Source organism: Hymenobacter sp. 102, assembly GCF_049949205.1.
Lineage (GTDB): Bacteria > Bacteroidota > Bacteroidia > Cytophagales > Hymenobacteraceae > Hymenobacter.
The window spans coordinates 4,608,727-4,624,251 of record NZ_CP188172.1; the positions used below are offsets into that span (position 1 = coordinate 4,608,727).

General features: G+C 63.1%; 17 protein-coding genes and 2 pseudogenes. 6 read left to right on the forward strand and 13 right to left on the reverse strand.

The features are described 5' to 3' along the window. Window positions 1-39 precede the first annotated feature (39 nt). From ACN19L_RS19950 to yiaA, 13 genes are all read right to left on the reverse strand, one after another. Window positions 40-1,398 (reverse strand): M28 family metallopeptidase, encoded by a 1,359-nt coding sequence (locus ACN19L_RS19950; RefSeq protein WP_426491207.1) that lies wholly within the window; start codon window positions 1,396-1,398, stop codon window positions 40-42. Between the two features lie 212 nt (window positions 1,399-1,610). Further along, window positions 1,611-2,876 (reverse strand): beta-ketoacyl synthase N-terminal-like domain-containing protein, encoded by a 1,266-nt coding sequence (locus ACN19L_RS19955; protein WP_426491208.1) that lies wholly within the window; start codon window positions 2,874-2,876, stop codon window positions 1,611-1,613. Beyond that, window positions 2,869-3,993, reverse strand: a complete 1,125-nt coding sequence (gene bioA, locus ACN19L_RS19960) for an adenosylmethionine--8-amino-7-oxononanoate transaminase (RefSeq protein ID WP_426491209.1) — start codon at window positions 3,991-3,993, stop codon at window positions 2,869-2,871. The genes ACN19L_RS19955 and bioA overlap by 8 nt, the downstream gene beginning before the upstream one ends. A gap of 451 nt (window positions 3,994-4,444) precedes the next feature. Then, on the reverse strand, window positions 4,445-5,065 hold the full coding sequence (gene bioD / locus ACN19L_RS19965; protein ID WP_426491210.1) for a dethiobiotin synthase: 621 nt from the start codon (window positions 5,063-5,065) through the stop codon (window positions 4,445-4,447). Between the two features lie 118 nt (window positions 5,066-5,183). Next, the gene (locus ACN19L_RS19970) at window positions 5,184-5,975 is read right to left on the reverse strand and encodes a methyltransferase domain-containing protein (protein WP_426491211.1); all 792 of its coding nucleotides are present in this window, start codon (window positions 5,973-5,975) and stop codon (window positions 5,184-5,186) included. A gap of 250 nt (window positions 5,976-6,225) precedes the next feature. Continuing rightward, on the reverse strand, window positions 6,226-6,711 hold the full coding sequence (locus ACN19L_RS19975; protein ID WP_426491212.1) for an aminotransferase class I/II-fold pyridoxal phosphate-dependent enzyme: 486 nt from the start codon (window positions 6,709-6,711) through the stop codon (window positions 6,226-6,228). Next, a complete protein-coding gene (locus tag ACN19L_RS19980; RefSeq protein WP_426491213.1) occupies window positions 6,621-7,364 on the reverse strand; it encodes an aminotransferase class I/II-fold pyridoxal phosphate-dependent enzyme in 744 nt (247 codons plus the stop codon). The genes ACN19L_RS19975 and ACN19L_RS19980 overlap by 91 nt, the downstream gene beginning before the upstream one ends. Beyond that, entirely contained in the window at window positions 7,364-7,843 is a 480-nt protein-coding gene (locus ACN19L_RS19985) for a hypothetical protein (protein ID WP_426491214.1), read from the reverse strand. Before ACN19L_RS19985 ends, ACN19L_RS19980 begins: the two co-directional genes overlap by 1 nt. Before the next feature lie 242 nt (window positions 7,844-8,085). Continuing rightward, the gene (locus ACN19L_RS19990) at window positions 8,086-8,349 is read right to left on the reverse strand and encodes a hypothetical protein (protein WP_426491215.1); all 264 of its coding nucleotides are present in this window, start codon (window positions 8,347-8,349) and stop codon (window positions 8,086-8,088) included. 9 nt (window positions 8,350-8,358) lie between these two features. Continuing rightward, on the reverse strand, window positions 8,359-9,387 hold the full coding sequence (gene bioB, locus ACN19L_RS19995; protein WP_426491216.1) for a biotin synthase BioB: 1,029 nt from the start codon (window positions 9,385-9,387) through the stop codon (window positions 8,359-8,361). 119 nt (window positions 9,388-9,506) lie between these two features. Further along, complete coding sequence (locus tag ACN19L_RS20000) at window positions 9,507-10,250, reverse strand: hypothetical protein (protein WP_426491217.1); 744 nt, start codon at window positions 10,248-10,250, stop codon at window positions 9,507-9,509. A gap of 10 nt (window positions 10,251-10,260) precedes the next feature. Beyond that, a complete protein-coding gene (locus ACN19L_RS20005) occupies window positions 10,261-10,791 on the reverse strand; it encodes a sugar O-acetyltransferase (RefSeq protein ID WP_426491218.1) in 531 nt (176 codons plus the stop codon). Window positions 10,792-10,915: 124 nt separating this feature from the next. Beyond that, window positions 10,916-11,338, reverse strand: a complete 423-nt coding sequence (gene yiaA, locus ACN19L_RS20010; RefSeq protein WP_426491219.1) for an inner membrane protein YiaA — start codon at window positions 11,336-11,338, stop codon at window positions 10,916-10,918. Window positions 11,339-11,664: 326 nt separating this feature from the next. On the opposite strand from yiaA, the gene ACN19L_RS20015 reads away from it, so the two are divergent. The 6 genes and pseudogenes from ACN19L_RS20015 to ACN19L_RS20040 all read left to right on the forward strand — a co-directional run bounded on the left by ACN19L_RS20015 (window position 11,665) and on the right by ACN19L_RS20040 (window position 15,510). Next, window positions 11,665-11,982, forward strand: coding sequence for a DUF4134 domain-containing protein (locus tag ACN19L_RS20015; RefSeq protein WP_073285643.1), 318 nt, complete (start codon window positions 11,665-11,667; stop codon window positions 11,980-11,982). A gap of 88 nt (window positions 11,983-12,070) precedes the next feature. Then, window positions 12,071-12,325: a DUF4133 domain-containing protein gene (locus tag ACN19L_RS20020; RefSeq protein ID WP_426491220.1), complete on the forward strand. Its 255-nt coding sequence runs from the start codon at window positions 12,071-12,073 to the stop codon at window positions 12,323-12,325. 58 nt (window positions 12,326-12,383) lie between these two features. Next, entirely contained in the window at window positions 12,384-12,896 is a 513-nt protein-coding gene (locus tag ACN19L_RS20025) for a DUF3875 domain-containing protein (RefSeq protein WP_426493608.1), read from the forward strand. Next, window positions 12,844-13,569 (forward strand): annotated as a pseudogene (locus ACN19L_RS20030) (TraG family conjugative transposon ATPase); the annotation flags it as partial. The gene ACN19L_RS20025 and the pseudogene ACN19L_RS20030, both read left to right, overlap by 53 nt. Window positions 13,570-13,651: 82 nt before the next feature. Then, window positions 13,652-14,831: pseudogene (locus ACN19L_RS20035) on the forward strand (TraG family conjugative transposon ATPase). A 301-nt stretch (window positions 14,832-15,132) separates the two neighbouring features. Beyond that, window positions 15,133-15,510, forward strand: coding sequence for a hypothetical protein (locus ACN19L_RS20040; RefSeq protein WP_426491221.1), 378 nt, complete (start codon window positions 15,133-15,135; stop codon window positions 15,508-15,510). Window positions 15,511-15,525 lie beyond the last annotated feature (15 nt).

A 15,525-nucleotide genomic window follows, 5' to 3' on the forward strand; every position in this document is an offset into this window, starting at 1 on the left:
CGCACAGCGGGCTTTCGATTACCTGGTATCCCAGGAGTATTACCGCACTGGTTTCGGAATCACCGGCAGGCTCTCGTGGCCCTCGGCGTCCACCGAAACTACCCCGAAGATGTAGTTGTCCTTGCTGTGGGGCAGGTCGGCTTTGAGGTCGGTTACGAAGAACTTCTGCTGCCACTCCGGGGCGCTGGTTTCGCGCATGAGCACGTAGTAGCCGGCCGGCCGCTCGCCGGTTTTGGGGGCTTCCCACTTCAGCTGGGTGCGGTTGGTGAGCTCGGCCGTGAGCACACCCACGTTTTCGGGGGCGGCGGGGGCCAGGGCTAGGGCAGCCAGGGTAGCCAGGTTCACGCCGGTGTTTTTGCGCAGGTAGGCGAAGTCCATGAATTTAGCGTAGTCGCCGTACTCGGTGCCGTTGTCGGTGCGCAGGTCCTGGTGCTGGTGGCGGAAGTCCTCGTTCATCTCCGAAAAGCGCACTGCCGTGAAGCCCTGCTGGTTGAAGGGCGTGTGGTCGCCGCCGCGCAGGAACCGGTCGGGGCGGTACTCCAGCACCACCTCGTGACCGGGTACGTACTGCTGGCAGGCCACGCGGGTGTAGCGGGCCAGGTTGCGGCTGGGCGAGTCGTTTTCCGACGACAACGTGCGGCGCACCCGGGCTTCGTCGGCGGTTTCGGTGGCGGGCACGCCCTCGCTGAACACGCGCAGGCGCTTGTCGTCCTTGATTTCCGGGTCGTGGCCCGTGGAGCTGCCCATGATGTCGTTGTTGAGCATGGCTACCAGCTGCCAGCCTTCTTTCTTGGCCCGCTTGGCCAGGTGGGTGGAGCCGTAGAGGCCCTGTTCCTCGCCCTGCACCGCCACGAAGATGATGGTGGCCGGAAACTGCTGCTGCGACATCACGCGGGCCAGCTCCATCACGGCTACCGTGCCCGAGCCGTCGTCGTTGGCCCCGGGGGCGTCGGCGGTGGCGTTCATCACGTCGGTCACCCGCGAATCAATGTGGCCGCTCACGATGAATACGCGCTTGTCGGTAGGGTCGGTGCCGGGCAGGGTGGCCATTACGTTGGCCATCAGTACGGGCCGGTCGATGCGGCGGCCGTCGGGCTTGATGGTGAACGTGTCCTGCTCCACTTTCAGCCGGCCGCCGCTGGCCTTGCTGTACTTGCGAAACTCGCCTTCCACCCAGTTGCGGGCTGCCCCGATGCCGCGCTTCTTGCTTTTGGTGTCGCTGAGGGTGTGGCGGGTGCCGAAGCTCACGAGCTTGTCAATGTCCTCGCGCAGGTTCTTTTCCGACACCTCCTGCACCATGCGGGTGATGAGCGGATCGGGGGTGGTAGCGGGCTTGGTTTGGGCAAAAGCCGGCGCGGACATACCGAGGGCCAGCAGCAGCGGGGAAAAACGACGCATAGGTTGGTTGTGGTTGGGAAGGCTATAGACGCAGGATTTCCGCCAGCGTTGCGGGAAGGCGGTGTCATTGCGAGGCGCAGCCGAAGCAATCCTTCCTTGTTTATAGCACAAAGCCCAGACCTATTTCGAACGCCCGCCACCAGGGCGTTGCATTTATCAGGGATTCGCGCCTTGAAAAGGAAGGATTGCTTCGGCTGCGCCTCGCAATGACGTTACCGCAGCTCCACCACGGCGCTGGCCGCGTTGCCGCCAAAACCCGCCGCATTCACCAGAATCCGCCGGATAGGTTTATTACCATAAGAAGCCAGATCAGTAACAAATGGAACCGAAGACCATTGCTGGGTTTCCAGCACGTGGCAGGCGAAATCGAGGCTGAGCGCAGCGGAGGCTCCCAGGGTGTGGCCCACGAGCCATTTGTTGGACAGGAGCGCCGGCAGCGTGGGCCCGAACACGGCGCGCAGGGCGGCCCGCTCGGCCGCGTCGCCGGCCGGGGTACCGGGGCTGTGCAGCACCACCGCGTCGATGTCAGCGGGGGAGAGGCTGGCCTGGGCCAGGGCTTCGCGCATGGCCTGCTGGAAGTGCTGGCCCTCGGGCGAGAGGCCGGTTTTGCTGCCGATGGCCTCGAACCCGAAGCCCACCCCGGCCAGCACCAGCAGCGGCCCGGTCTCGGCCGCAACCTGGGCGGCGGAAAGCTGCTCCAAAGCAAACACGGCCGCGCCTTCGCCCAGCACAAACGTGGAAGGCCGGCCCGCGCCCGGCCGGCAGGGCCAGTCGGCGGCAGCCAGGGGAGAGTAAATGCCAATGGCGCGCATCTGGGCCAGGGTGAAATCGGTGAGCGGAGCCTCGGTGCCGCCGGCCAGAAACCGGGTGGCCATGCCGGCTTTCAGCCAAGCCCGGGCGTTGCCCAGGGCCTGAAACGCGCTGCTGCAGGTGCTGGAGTGGCTCAGAGCCGCCCCGCCGTGCTGGCCGGCGTCGTAGGCCACCCAGCTGGCCACGTTGCCCAGCGTGGTCAGCGGTGAAGCCGCCACCGGCACGCTGCCTTCAGCCAGAAACCCGGCGTGAAACTCCTCCAGCCGCCCCGTAGCGCCCCGGCTGCTGCCGATGCTAACGGCCAGCGGTGAAATGGTGAAATGGTGAGTTGGTGAGTTGAGAAGGTGATATTCTTGAACATCACTCACCAACTCACCACTCACCATTTCATCATTTTTCCATCCGGCCTGGGCGGTGGCCTGGCGGGCGGCCAGCAGGGCCAGCAGTACGGTGCGGTCGAGCTGGCGGTAGCTGGGGTGGCGGCGCAGCTCGGCTACGGCCGCTTCAGCGGGGGCGGGCAGGGCGGCTACGGGTACGCCGGTGGCATGGGTGATGAAGGAGGAAGCGGGGGCCTCGCTAGCCGTCGGCAGCGCCAGGCCTAGCGCCGATACCCGGCCCCGGCCCCGGATAACAGTAACGGCCTCGGCCCCGGTGCGGGAGTTAGTCATGCAGGATTTCGGGCAGGTTGGGGGCGGGAGTGAAGTCGAGTACCAGCTCGCGCATGCGGCGCAGCACGTCGTAGAGCAGGCCCAGCTCCTCGTCGGTGGTGCAGTAGGGCGGCAGCAGGTACACCACGTTACCCAGGGGGCGCAGCACCACGCGGTGGTCGAGGGCGAGCTGGTAGAAGGCGTCGCGGAGACGGCTGAAGTAGCTGGTGCCCTCGCCGGGGTCGTACTCCACAGCCAGGATGGTGCCCCGGTGCCGCACCGCCCGCACGCCCGACTGGCCCTCAATTTCCTGGCGGAACGCGGCGTGGGCGGCCTCGATGCGCTGGCGCTGGTGGGTGCACTCGTCAGCCCGCGTCAGCTCCAGACTCGCCAGGGCGGCGGCGCAGGCCACGGGGTTGGCCGTGTAGGAGTGGCCGTGGAACAGGGCCCGCATCTTGTCGTGGCTCAGAAACGCCTCGTACACCGGCGCGGCGCAGGTGGTCAGGCCCATGGCCAGGGTGCCGCCGGTGAGGCCCTTGGAAAAGCACATGATGTCGGGTTGTTCTGTCAGCAGCTCGGAGGCAAACAGCGGCCCGGTGCGGCCGAAGCCGGTCATCACTTCATCCGAGATGCACAGCACCCCAGCCTGGTGGCAGCGGCGCAGCATTTCGCTCAGCACTTCGGGCTCGTACATCACCATGCCCGCCGTGCCCAGCACCAGCGGCTCGAAGATGAAGCCGGCCACATCGGGGCGGAGCAGCAGGGCATCGAGCTGGGTTAGCGTGGCGGCCTCGTGGCCCGGCACTGGCACGTCGAGGAATTCCACGTCGAACAGCAGCGGCCAGAAGGGCTCGGTGAAGGCCCCGCGGGCACTTACGGCCATGGCCCCGAAGGTGTCGCCGTGGTAGGAATTACGGAAGCAGAGAAAGGTGCGGCGCGCGGGCTGGCCCTGGTTGTGGAAGTATTGCAGCACCATTTTCAGGGCCACTTCCACGGCCGTCGAGCCGTTGTCGGAGTAGAACACGCGGGCCTGGTTGGCGGGCAGCAACGCCAGCAGCTGCTCGGCCAGCTCCACGGCCGTGGGGTGGGTGAAGCCGGCAAACAGCACGTGCTCCAGGGTGCGCAGCTGCTCGCTCACGCGCTCGGCAATGGCGGGGTGACTGTGGCCGCAAATTCACCCACCACGAGGAAATAGCGTCGAGGTAGCGGGTGCCGTCTTCGGCAATGAGCCAGCTGCCTTCGCCCCGCACCACGGGGATGGGCAGCGGGGCGGTTTGCATCTGGGTGTAAGGGTGCCACAGCACGGCGGCGTCGCGGAGGGCAAGGGAAGTAGGTTGAGGCATTGCGGGTGGGGCCGGAGGTACCGGCCGCTGCAAAGCTACAACCGCCCGCGCTGGCGGTGGTTTGGGCTACGTATTGTGCTGGCGGGAGCCTCACCCCCTGACCCCCTCTCCGGAAGAGAGGGGGCACCGGTTCTGCTGCGGGCGTTAAATTTGTTCTGGAAGAAAGGGCGCAACAATTACAGCACCGACGTTAGGCTCGCCCTCTCTTCCGGAGAGGGGGCTGGGGGAGGCGCCCGGTAGAACGATTTACAACCCAAACCACGCCCGGAACTCGGCGGTGTAGCGGCTCACCACGGCGGGGATTACTTCCGGCTCCTGCAGCACGCGGGGCATAACGGGCACGCCGGTGTGCGCGGTAATGAACTCCTCGGTGGCGGGCGTGGGCTCCCCGTTGAACACGAGGCCCCGCACGCGCAGGCCGCGGGTCTGCAGGGCTTCCAGCGTGAGCAGGGTGTGGTTGATGCTGCCGAGGTAGTTGCGCGACACCACCACCACATCGAGGGCCAGCTGCTGGGCCAGGTCGGCTAGGAGGAAGCCGGGGGCCAGGGGCACCAGCAGGCCGCCCGCGCCTTCTACCAGCAGGTGGTTGTCGGTGGCGGGAAGCTGAAAATCCTCAGGGTGCAGGGTAATGCCTTCGGCGGCGGCGGCGGCGTGGGGCGAGGCCGGCAGCTGCAGCCGGTGCCGCTCGGGCCAGAAGTGGCTGACGGGGTTCTGCACCAGCTCGCGCACGGTGGCCGCGTCGGTGGTGGGGGTGAGGCCGGCCTGCACGGGCTTCCAGTAATCGGCTTGCAGGGCTTCGGTGAGAATGGCCGAGACGAAGGTCTTGCCCACGTCGGTGCCAATGCCGGTAATGAAGAGTCGTTCCAAGGAAAGGAATTAAATGGGTTCAGAGCAAATTGTCATTCCGAGCGAAGCGCGGAATCTGAGCTGGACCGCTGGATGGCTAACCCCGATTCCTCGCTGTGCTCGGAATGACAGCTGAAATTTAAAATACGGGTCTGCGGCAGCGCAGGTGCAGGAAGTACGGCACCACCCGGGCCTTGCGCAAAAACGGGTGGGCCGCCAGCTGCTCGTCGGTGGGGCAGGGCTCCTGCAGGCCTTCCAGCACGAAGCCCGCCGAAACCACGGCCGCCACCCACTGGCTTAGGGTGAGGTTGAATACCGGCACCCGGAACGGCGCGTGGCGCGCCTGCTCCTGGGCCGGGGCGGCATGAAACATCCACTCCTCGGGCTGGCCGTGCTGGTAGTCGAAGTAGCCGCCCACCTCCACGGCGTAGGGCTGGCCCTGGGCATCGCGCAGGTTGCGGCGGTGGGGCGTGGTGAAGCAGGGGTGACTGATGGAAAACTGCAGAAACCCGCCCGGCCGCAGCACCCGGAAGGCCTCGCGCAAAGCCAATGCTGGGTCGGGCACGTCCATCAAACACATGAAGGAGGTGGCGAAATCAAACGTCTCGGCCGCAAACGGCAACGCGGCGGCGCTGCCCACCAGGTACCGGATGCCCAGCGGCTCGGCAGCCTCGGTCTGCTGCGCTGCCTCTACGAAGGCGGGCGCAATATCAAGGGCCGTAACGTGGGCTCCCTGCCGGGCCAGCAGGCGCGTGTTGTACCCCTCGCCGCACCCGATATCCAGGCCCGTGCGGCCGGCCACCGGGGGCAGCCAGGCGAAGAAGGCGGGCGTGTTCAGCAGGTTGCGGTACACGTCGTAGCCGGCGCGGACCAGGGTGGTCCAGGCCGGGGCGTTGCGGTTCCAGTATTCACCTACTTCCTGGTCGTTCATAAGCGGTTTGAGTTGGTGATGAACGGGGTGTTAAATGATTAGGGACGAGTCGCTAGGATATATTTTTCGCTTAGTTCATTAGCTCAGGATTTAACCCCTGGACTATGGAGCGGTTGTTGTCGGCACAGCCGTGACTGAAGTTGCGGAGCGGAATGTAGCGCGAACTTCGCGCCCCAGGTAGAAAACCGCCCGAACGGCGCGGCGGCGCGAAGTTCGCGCTACATCATTGACGAGAAGTCAATATGCATTTCTACGCTACTTCGCTGGCCAGCACAGCGGCCAGCCCGTCAATATCCGCTTCCGAATTATCCGAATGCACAATGAGCCGTAACCGCTCCGTCCCTGCCGGCACCGTCGGTGATACGATGGCGCGCACGTCGAAACCAGCGGCCCGAGCAGCAGCGGCCACGGTGCGGACGTGGGCGGGGCCGGGGTTGCTGCTGAAGAACACGGGGTGAATGACGTGGCTTTCGGCCGGCACGTGCAGGCCGGGCACCGCGTTCAGGCGGGCTTTCAGGTAGTCGGAGAGGGCAAACAGCCGGGCGCGCTCCGGGCCGAGGTCGGGCAGCAGGGCGTAGGCGGCGGTGAGGGCGGCTACCGTGAGCGGGGGCAAAGCGGTGGTATAGATGAAGGGCCGGCTGAAGCTCAGCAGGTAGTCGCGCAGCACGGCCGGGCCGGCCACCGCCGCGCCCTGGTTGCCCAGGGCCTTGCCGAAGGTGAGGATGCGGGCAAACACGGCGTCTTCGAGGCCCAGCTCCGTAACCAGCCCTTCGCCCCGGGGCCGTAAAGGCCGTTGGTGTGGGCCTCATCCACCACCAGGTACAGGGCCTGCTCCCGGCACAGGGCGGCCAGCTCGGGCAGCGGGGCCACGTCGCCGTCCATCGAGTACAACGCCTCCACGGCCACGAATACGCTGCCGGTGGCGCGGGCCAGCTTGCGGCGCAGGTCGGCCACCTCATTATGCCGGAAGCTCCAGGCGGTGGCAAAGGAGCCCCGGATACCATCCTTTACGGAGGCGTGGGAAGCGTCATCATAGAGAATTGTATCGCCGCGCTTAGGCACGGCCGCGAAGAATCCCATATTGGCGGCGTAACCGGAGTTAAACAACAGCGCCGCCTGGGCCCCGTGAAACTGCGCCAGCGTAGTTTCCAGCGCCTCGGCGGCGGCGGAATTACCGGTAAGCAGGCGCGAGCCGGTACTGCCAGCGGGCAGTTGGGCCGCCTCCTGCACGGCCGCCCGTACCTGCGGGTGCCGGCTCAGGCCCAGATAATCGTTGGAGCTGAAATCGACCAAACCTGCGGTGGGGGGTGTAGGCAGGCGGCGGCGGGTGCCGGCTGCTTCGCGCTTAGCCAGCTCGGCGGCCAGCCGGTTGTGAAGAGGGGAAACCATTATTGCTTCTTTTTCTCGCCGGGCAGCGGGAACTGGCGCGACAACCCCAGAGAATCGGGCTGCCACCCCAGCCGCTGCCGCGCTTCCTGCCGTACGGCCGTTTCAATTACCTGCTCATTGAGCATCCTCAGGCTGGCTACGTGCAGGGACACATCGGGCAACGCATCTTCGTACAGGATATACGTGCGCTGCCCCAGCCAGTACCACATACCCGCCACATTGCCCGCCTGGGGCGGCCCGTAACGGCGGGTGAGCTGCTGCAGGACAAAGCGGGTTTTCTTCTCCTTTTTGAGTTGATAGGTGACGCCGATAAACTGCCCGCCCCGAAACCAGAACTCCGGCTGCACCGGCTGGCCCGCTAAAGTCATGGTATCAACTTGGGGAAGCAGACCATACACCCGGCTGGTTTTCCAGCGCTTGCCGGTGCCCGAAAAGTGGGGCTTCAGGTAAGGTATCGTTGCTTCGGCTGAACCAAACATAATTCCATGCACTGCATAAGCAGAATCAAGCGGCTGGAGTGGCTCGGTACTGCGGCGTTGAGCCCGACTGAAAAACGGTAGTGTCAGCAACAGCCAAAAGAGTGTCTTGCTCACGGGCAGAAAGTAGGTCAGCTATAAAAAACGCTCCTTCGGAGCAAAAAGCGTGGCCGAAGGAGCGTTGTAGCAATAAACATGAGGTTAGCATACGCCGCAGTCATGCAGACGTCAGGGCGTATGCCGGGCTACACCTCGAAGCGCTTCACTGAGAGCCAGACGCTGCCGTTCTGCCCGAAAGTGCGGGCGTTGATAACCATCCACTCCGAATCCACTTCCACCCGGTCGCCAACGCCCGGCAGCACGCCGTGCCGCTGCATGATGAGGCTCAGGGCAGCCCCGATTTTGTCTTCCAGTTCCAGAATCAGCTCGTGCGCCTCGCGGGACTCGTGCTGTTGGCGGAAGGTTTCGGCGAAGGCGTGGTCCAGGTTAAGGTCGAAGGCAATATCCATGCGGGAAAGCTATAAAATGGGTTTGGTGATGAACTCTACGCCTCCACTGCCGCGGCCGAGCACCGTGGCACCCTCGGGCACGTCCTTGAACGACTTGCGGGGCTTGAGGCCGAGCAGGGCGAACATCTGCTTGTCGGCGTCGAAGTCGGGGTTGGGCGTGGTCAGCAGCTTCTCGCCCGAGAAGATGGAGTTGGCTCCGGCCAGGAAGCACAACGCCTGCTCCGTTACGGGCATTTCCTGGCGGCCGGCCGAGAGGCGCACCATGGTGTGGGGCATCAGGATGCGGGCCGTGGCAATCATGCGCAGCATTTCCCACACGCTCACGCGGGGCTGGGCAGCCAGGGGCGTACCTTCCACGGGCACGAGGGCGTTTACGGGTACGCTCTCGGGGTGGGCGGGCAGGGTAGCCAGCGTGTGCAGCATGGCAATGCGGTCCTCATCGGTTTCGCCCAGGCCGATGATGCCGCCCGAGCACACCGAAATACCGGCCTTGCGCACGTGCTCCAGCGTGTTCAGCCGGTCGTCGTAGGTACGGGTCGTGATGATGTCGTCGTACTTCTCGCGGCTGGTGTCGAGGTTGTGGTTGTAGGCGTAGAGGCCGGCCTGCTTGAGGCGCTCGGCCTGGTACTCGTTCAGCATGCCCAAGGTGCAGCACACTTCCAGGCCCATACCGTTCACCTGCTCCACCATGCCCAGCACCCGGTCAAAGTCCTTATTGTCGCGGATTTCGCGCCAGGCGGCCCCCATGCAGAAGCGGGTAGAGCCGGAGTCTTTGGCGCGCTGGGCCGAGGCCAGCACTTCGGCGTCGGGCAGTAGCTTGTGGGCCTGCACGCCGGTGTGGTAGCGGGCGGCCTGGGGGCAGTAAGCGCAGTCTTCGGGGCAGCCGCCGGTTTTCACGCTCAGCAGGGTGCACACCTGCACTTCGCCGGTAGCCTGGGTCTGGGCGTGGATGGCGGCGGCCTGGGTGACCAGTTCCATCACGGGCTGGTTATAGATGGCTTGTACTTCGTCGAGGGTCCAGTCGGTACGGAGGGTCATGGGTGGGATGCGTTTCGGTGGTTGATAGTCGTCGGGCGAGGGGGCCAAACGGGGCGGGTCGCCGGCGCCGAAGCGGCCAGCGGCCCGCAAGATACAGGAGAAGCGGATTTGTCGGGCAGTTACAGCGGTGTTCCGGGGGCAGGAAGGGCCGCAACCAGGGTGTGAGCCAGAGAAATTGCCTGAGCAAATTCCTTATTGCGAGTTTCTTCCTGGAAAAATCCCGCCTCCAGAATCGGGAGTTGCTGCTTTAGCCACTGCCGTAACAGGGCATTCTGGTGAGTCGCATCGGTTGGAGTAAGTGTACGGATATGCTGCTCCAACGAGTCAAGATTCGATACCATGCGCACCAGATTTTCGAAGGCCCAGCCCGATGCGGCGGGTGCCCAAGCCAGCAGCAGTGGGCTGATGGATCTGAGCAGCCGTATCAGCCAGGCCAATACTTCCTCCTCAAAAAAGCACTCATGCTGGATGTGATGGGCCCACCAGGTCAACAGTGCTTCCCGGATGGCGGCCTGTTCCGCTGCCGGCCAGGAAGTCCAACCGGCAAGCTCCAGCTTACAAAACACAGTCTCTTTCTCAATGTCCGCATCCGGCCGCAACGATAGTTCCAGGAGGCGAGGAAGAAAGTAGCGGAAATCGGTAGTGTTTCCCCAAGTTGTCATAGCCTTGAACGCATAGCGCTGAAGTTGCGCTTCCGACAGGTCGGCCAGGGGCACCGTACATAAAACTATGTTTTCGGCGGCCGTGATGCAGCAGGGGCAAGCTTCTGGCAGCTGTGACAGCCGCGGATGAGAAAATATGGCGTACAGCGCCGACAGTGCTTCCGGAAACGACCGGCTGGCAGCAGTTGAAGCCCCGTTCATAGCGTCCGAATTACCCGGCAGGGTTGCCCACGGCCACCACGCCGGCCGGAATGTCGCGCGTGACCACGCTGCCGGCCCCGATGGTTGTGCCCGCGCCAATCGTCACGCCCGGCAGCACCAGCACGCCCGCGCCCAGCCACACGTTGTCCCCGATGGTGATAGGGCGGGCAAACTCCCAGCCGGCAATGCGCGGCTCCACTTCCACCGGATGCCCGGCCGTGCTCAGCACCACGTTGGGCGCCACAAACACGTTGTCGCCGATAGTGACCGGGGCGCAGTCGAGCACTGTGAGGTTATAGTTGGCGTAGAAATTCCGGCCCAATTGGATGTTGTAGCCGTAGTCGCAGCGGAACGGGGCTTCGATGTGGGCGTCGGTTTCCCGGCCCAGCAGCTCGGCCAGCACCGGCCGGTTGAGGTCCACGGGCTCCTGGTTGTAGCGGTGGCAGAGCTGCTTGGTGCGCCGGCGCTCGGCTACCAGCTCGGGGTCGTTGGCGAGGTACGGCTCGCCGGCCAGCATCTGTTGTTTCGGGGTCAGGCTCATGGCTAAAAGTAGCGCGAACTTTGTAGTTCGCGTCTCCGCGCCAGCGGAATCGTTCGAGCGGCGTGAGGACGCAAATCGAACGGCGCGGGGACGCGAACTACAAAGTTCGCGCTACTGCCGGCTGCTAGTTATGAAACGTTGTTTCCGGTTCCGATGCAGGAGCCGCCTTGGCGTCGCGGGTGTTTTTCTGCACGGCAATGGCCCCGAACAGACTCAGCAGGAAGGCCATGGCGTAGAAGCCCTTTTCGCTCAACAGCAGCGTGGCGTTCCAGAGGCCCACCGTCAGCAGACCGATGGCCAAAATGGTGGAAAACCAGCTTAGCCCATAGTAGATGCCCGTTACGGGAATGCCCTCCAGCTGGTCGCGCACCGACTTCTGGAGGGAGATTCCCGAAAACAGCCCGTACATCAGCACCGTGAAGTAGTAGCCCTTCTCGTTGAGCGCCATCTGCGCGTTCCAGAGGCCGATGACGAAGGCAGCCATTCCGGCCAGCAAAGCAAACCAGGAAGCGGCAATGAAGGCGTTGGACGGTTTGGTGGTGTTCATGATGGTAAACGCTACAGGGTTAAAACGTGAATCGGACGTTTCCTCGTCCAACGCCTCAAACATGCCAGGTCCGCCGCGTTTTCAGGATGCCAGCATTTCGACTAATCAGACTTTTACGGATTACGTATTTTCCCCGGGAAGCGCGCAAAACGTGCCTGGGTTGAAGGAAAAATGTTCTTGATATGGATTTAAAGGATGTTTTGATAGTCTGTCGGGTAGGAGAGGAAGCGAATGGAATACCTGAAAAATCAGACCTCGAAAAAGAATAAATCATTGGTGTAGTGCCCGGCCCGCCCATCCCTTACGTCTCATTCTTTCCCCTTCGTATGAACCAGAAGCGTTTTAGTACCTCGCTGGCCATCCTGGCCCTGCTCCTTAGCTCGCACCTGCTCTATGCCCAGACCGGGGGCGGCAACGGCACGGCCGGTATCCAGGATGCTACTACCCAGGTCACCAGTTACTTCGACCCGCTCACCAAGCTCATGTACGCCATTGGGGCGGTGCTGGGCCTGGTCGGCGCCATCAAGGTGTACAGCAAATGGAACTCCGGCGACCAGGACACCCAGAAAACGGCCGTGTCGTGGTTTGGCTCGATGATTTTCTTGGTCATCGTGGCCACGGTGGTGCGCTCCTTCTTCCTGTAAGCCCCTAGGACATGCCCGTCTACGACCTGAACCGGGGCATCAACAAACCCGTCGAATTCAAGGGGCTGGTGGGCAGCAACATCTACTTTTGGTGGCCGGCACCGGGCTGGTGTTTGCCCTGTTCGTGACCTGCTACCTGGCGGGCGTGCCGCTGGTACCCACCGTGCTGCTCACCTTTTTGGCCGGGGGCGGCATGTGGGCCGGGGTTTTCGCCCTAAACCGCCGCTTCGGCGAGCATGGGCTGATGAAAGCTGCCGCCCGCCGCGCCGCGCCCCGCTACATCACCAACCGGCACAGCCGCCTTTTCCAACGCCTCAACCAGGACCCGCCCGGCCGCGCGTAGCGGCCGGTGCGAGTGCTTTTCCCCTGCCCATGAGCAATAAGGTTCTGCCCTCCGTTTCCTGGAATCCAAGCAGCCCATCTACAAGGTGGAAAAGGACTGCCTCGTCTCGAAAAACGCGGACGTGACGGTGGCGTTCCGCCTGGAGCTGCCGGAAATCTTCACCCTCTCGCGCGAGGACTACGCCCAGCTGCAGGCGGCTTTTGTGAAGGCTGTGCGCCTGCTGCCCGACCACTGCGTGGTGCACAAGCAGGACTGGTACGTGGAAGACAAGTACGCCCCGGGCTTCGAGGCCGAGCGCACGCTGCTTTCCGCTGCCTACGAGCGGCACTTCAACGAGCGTCCGTTCCTGAACCACTTCTGCTACCTCTACATCACCAAAACCTCGTCGGAGCGGCCCAACTGGGGCAGCACCTCGGGGCTGCTGGCCCGCCGCCACATCGTGCCCAAGGACATGCTCGACACGAAGGTGCTGGAAAGCTTCCTGGACAGCGTGGGCCAGTTCGTGCGCACGCTGGAAGGTGGGGCCTACCAACGCCCCCTTTATCCGCTCGCACCGGCTTACCTCCGATGAGCTGGCCGGCACCCAGGAAAAGGCCGGGCTGCTGGAAAAGTACCTCTCGCTGGACCTCTCCGACCAGGCCCTGCAGGTGGACCTGGATTTGACCAATGGGCTGAAGGTAGGGCAGGAGTTCTGCCAGATGTTCTCGGTGGCCAACCTCGATGACCTGCCCACCGCGGTGGAAACCGACATCCGCTACGAGGCCTACAGCACCGAGTACTCGGATTTTCCCATCTCGTTTGCCGCACCGCTGGGGCTGCTGCTGGGTACCAGTCACATCCTGAACCAGTACGTGTTTCTGGATAACACCCAGAAAACGGTGAAAACCTTCGAGCAGAAGAAGGACCGGCTCACCTCCCTCTCGCTCTACTCCCGGCAGAACGCCATCAACGTGGAGTACTACCACGCCTTTCTCAACGAGCTACTAACCCACAAGCGCCGCCCGGTGCGGGTGCATTGCAACGTGCTGACCTGGGGTAGGAGCGAGGAGGAACTGACGGAGGTGCGCAAGCTGGTCAATGCTGCCTTCAACCAGATGAACTGCAAGCCCCGGCAGAACACCGTGGACATTGCCGCGCTCTACTGGGGCGGCATTCCGGGCAATGCCGGCGACTTTCCCGCGGAGGAAACCTTCTACACTTTCATTGAGCAAGCCGTCTGCTTCTGGGCTTCGGAAACCAACTACCGCTCCACCGGCGCCACCAAGGGCATCAAGCTCTCCGACCGCCTCACCGGCAAGCCCGCTGGTGGACATCTCCGACGAGCCGATGAAGCGGCAGGTCATCTTCAACCGCAACAAGTTTGTGCTGGGTCCCTCGGGCTCGGGCAAGTCGTTTTTCACCAACCACATGGTGCGCCAGTACTACGAGCAGGGCGCCCACGTGCTGCTGGTGGATACCGGCAACTCCTACAAAGGCCTCTGCGAGCTGGGCGGGGTGTACTTCACCTACGAGGAGGATGCCCCCATTGCCTTCAACCCCTTCCTGATTTCGGGCAAGCTCGACGTGGAGAAGAAGGAAAGCATCAAAACGCTGCTGCAGGCGCTCTGGAAGAAAGACGACGAAGCGGTCAGTCAGTCCGAGTACGTGTCGCTCTCCACGGCCGTGAGCCTGTATTACGTGATGCTTGAAGCCAACCCGGCTATTCAGCCCAGCTTCAACACGTTCTACGAGTTTGTGAAGGGCACCTACCGCAGGGTGCTGGAGGAGGAGAAGGTGCGCGAGAAGGACTTCGACATCGACAACTTCCTCTACGTGCTCGGGCCCTACTACCGGGGCGGCGAGTACGATTACCTGCTCAACTCCGATAAGGAGCTGGACCTGGTGCAGGCCCCGTTCATCGTCTTCGAGCTCGATAACATCAAGGACCACCCCATCCTGTTTCCGGTGGTCACGCTCATTATCATGGAAACCTTCATCTCCAAGATGCGCAAGCTCAAGGGGGTACGGAAGATGATTCTGATTGAGGAGGCCTGGAAGGCGCTAACCACGCCCGGCATGGCCGCCTACATCAAGTACCTCTTTAAGACGGTGCGCAAGTTCTTCGGCGAGGCCATCGTGGTCACGCAGGAAATCGACGACATCATCGGCAACGAGATTGTCAAGGACGCCATCATCAACAACTCGGACTGCAAGATTCTGCTCGACCAGCGCAAGTTCATCAACCGCTTCGAGGAGATTCAGGCTGCTCTCGCTCACGCCCAAGGAAAAAGACCTGGTGCTGAGCATCAACCGCGACAACCAGCCCGCGCGCGGCCGCTACACCGAGGTGTTCATCTCGCTGGGCGGGGTCGTGTCGAAGGTGTACGCCATCGAGGTGTCGAAGGAAGAATACGTGACCTACACCACCGAGGAAACCGAGAAAGTGCGGCTGTTCGAGAAGCTGCGCCAGACCGGCGACATGCCCACGGCCATCAAGCTCTTCGCGGCCGAGCTGCGCGAAGGGTAGGGGGCTTCACCATCAACAAAAGGGAAAAAACGATGAAAGCGAAAGTCACCATCCTGGGCCTAGCCATCCTCTCTTTCGGTGCCACAAAGGCCTCTGCTCAACTCGTGGTAACGGCCCCGGTGCTGGAAGTACAGTCCGGCGTCCAGACCGGCCTGCAAAATACCATGAAGGGACTGTCCAAAGCCGCTAACGTACTGGTAAAGGCCGGCGTGAAGGAGCAGGAGCTAACCAAGGTATTCTCGGAGAAAACCTGCAGCTGGCCAAGACCTGGTACGACGGCCTGCAGCAGGTCAGCACGACTGTGCGCACGTATCGGCGCGTGCAGTCCGTGTTTGAGAAGCAGGGCCAAATCATCCAGACCTATGCTACGGCCATTGAAACCCTGCGGCAGTCACCCTTTGTGCAGCCGGAGCAGCTTTCCACTATGACCAGCGTGTACTCGAAAATGCTGACGGAGGGCGCCAACACCGTTTCGGACCTGCAAACCATCGTCAGCCCGGCCATGCTCAAGATGACGGATGCCGAACGGATGCGCTTCATCGACAAGCTGGACGCGAAGATTTCCGACCAGTTGAGCCTCATCAACTACTACACGCAGCGCAACTACGTGCAGATGCACTTAGCCGAGCAGAAGGCTCAGGATACGCAGGCCCTCAACGCGCTGATGAGCGCCCGCTAACCGCCGACTCACCCC

Excerpts from the sequence above, each read along its gene's own strand:
- ACN19L_RS19985 (WP_426491214.1), bottom strand. The coding sequence starts at position 7,843 with ATGTTTGGTTCAGCCGAAGCAACGATACCTTACCTGAAGCCCCACTTT.
- ACN19L_RS20000 (WP_426491217.1), bottom strand. The coding sequence starts at position 10,250 with ATGAACGGGGCTTCAACTGCTGCCAGCCGGTCGTTTCCGGAAGCACTG.
- ACN19L_RS19990 (WP_426491215.1), bottom strand. The coding sequence starts at position 8,349 with ATGGATATTGCCTTCGACCTTAACCTGGACCACGCCTTCGCCGAAACC.
- ACN19L_RS19980 (WP_426491213.1), bottom strand. The coding sequence starts at position 7,364 with ATGGTTTCCCCTCTTCACAACCGGCTGGCCGCCGAGCTGGCTAAGCGC.
- ACN19L_RS19950 (WP_426491207.1), bottom strand. The coding sequence starts at position 1,398 with ATGCGTCGTTTTTCCCCGCTGCTGCTGGCCCTCGGTATGTCCGCGCCG.
- ACN19L_RS19970 (WP_426491211.1), bottom strand. The coding sequence starts at position 5,975 with ATGAACGACCAGGAAGTAGGTGAATACTGGAACCGCAACGCCCCGGCC.
- ACN19L_RS19955 (WP_426491208.1), bottom strand. The coding sequence starts at position 2,876 with ATGACTAACTCCCGCACCGGGGCCGAGGCCGTTACTGTTATCCGGGGC.
- yiaA (WP_426491219.1), bottom strand. The coding sequence starts at position 11,338 with ATGAACACCACCAAACCGTCCAACGCCTTCATTGCCGCTTCCTGGTTT.
- bioB (WP_426491216.1), bottom strand. The coding sequence starts at position 9,387 with ATGACCCTCCGTACCGACTGGACCCTCGACGAAGTACAAGCCATCTAT.
- ACN19L_RS20005 (WP_426491218.1), bottom strand. The coding sequence starts at position 10,791 with ATGAGCCTGACCCCGAAACAACAGATGCTGGCCGGCGAGCCGTACCTC.
- ACN19L_RS20015 (WP_073285643.1), top strand. The coding sequence starts at position 11,665 with ATGAACCAGAAGCGTTTTAGTACCTCGCTGGCCATCCTGGCCCTGCTC.